This is a genomic window from bacterium, from assembly GCA_024224155.1.
GTDB lineage: Bacteria > Acidobacteriota > Thermoanaerobaculia > Multivoradales > JAHEKO01 > CALZIK01.
Genome location: JAAENP010000162.1, coordinates 1 through 1292, shown reverse-complemented (window position 1 = coordinate 1292; position 1292 = coordinate 1). Strand labels below are relative to the sequence as shown.

Below are 1292 nucleotides of genomic sequence, written 5' to 3'. Positions count from 1 at the left end.
GCGGTTCCAAATCTTCGACGCCAGGGTGTTGGCTACCGCCGCTACCTGCTCCAGCGTGATCCGCGGGTTTTTCCCCCCGAAGCCGCCGCGTCTGGGCGGCCAGGAAGTACATCACCAGGCGCGAGCAGAGCCAGTGCCGGGTCAGGCTCTTGTAGGTGCGAACCTCGAACGCGCCGAAGCCCGCCTCCTGCTTGGCTCGCTCGAACCATTTCTCCACGTGCCAGCGGGCGAATGCCGCAGTCATCATCTCCTGCATGCTGACGCCGGCCGAGGCGTTGCTGACGAAATACTTCACCTCGCCGCTGGCTGGATTGCGGGCCACGATCAGCCAGTAGAGCCGATCGGTGGGCGCCGACACACCGTCGGTCGTCCGGGACGCGTCGACCAGATGCACCCGGGCGGCCTTCACTTCCCAAATCGCCGGGCCGCGGGTCGTATCCTTGATCTTCATCCGCCGCCACGGCTGCTGGGTAAACACCGGACTGTACCGGCACACGTTGTCCACCCGCTTGGAGGCATGGGCGCTTTGACCCGAGCAATAGTGCGGGCGCCTCGGCCAGCACAAGAAGTTGGAGCGGACCTCGCCAATGCCCCGCTGGCCCAGCCGATCCAGCTCGAACCAGAACTCGGGGATACTGCCGTACTCCTCGTCGAAGGTCAGCCACGAAAAACGGACCCCGTTGCCGACGGCCGCCTGGACCTGGTCAACGGCAATTCGCCATTTGGGGCGGTAGACCACGTCGTCGGGGATCTTGGCCTCGCGGCAACGGGCCCGGTCCCCATCCCAACTCTTCGGGAGGTACAGATCACTGGCCAAAAGGCAACTGAACGGATTCATGGGCTGGTTATCTGTATACAACAGATGTTGGCCCACCACACAGTTCTCCACTTTGCCCACTTCTCCGCACCACTGCCGTTGCACGCCGGGGGTCTTGTCGCCCTGCTTGGCATGCCCCGACGCGTCGATCACGCCGATGCCCCCCGCGCAGCCGTGTTCATCCTGCACGATCTGCTGGAGCTTGTCGCTGACGCGTTGTTCGTCCCAGACGAAGAAGGCCAGGAACTCCTGCAGTGTCCGAACCGCCACGCCGGCCGCCAGGGCGATCGGCTCGATGCTCTTGCGCTTCAAGTCCGCCATCAAGCCGAGCAGGTACCGTTCCCAGTGCCCGAACGTCGCTTCCCGATTGAAGAAGGGCCGGAACCGCTTCAAAAGCGCAGCCAGCGCCGGCTGCAGGGATCGAATCTGATCCGCTGTCATCGTCGAGCCTCCTGTTTCTCTTGTCAGGAAACTC

1 protein-coding gene is annotated in these 1292 nt (G+C 63.8%); it reads right to left on the bottom strand.

The window, feature by feature from the left end:
* Nucleotides 1–1258, bottom strand: a 1258-nt coding sequence (locus tag GY769_09925) for an IS701 family transposase (protein ID MCP4202241.1), incomplete at its 3' end; no start/stop codon positions are given.
* Between the last annotated feature and the right edge of the window lie 34 nt (nucleotides 1259–1292).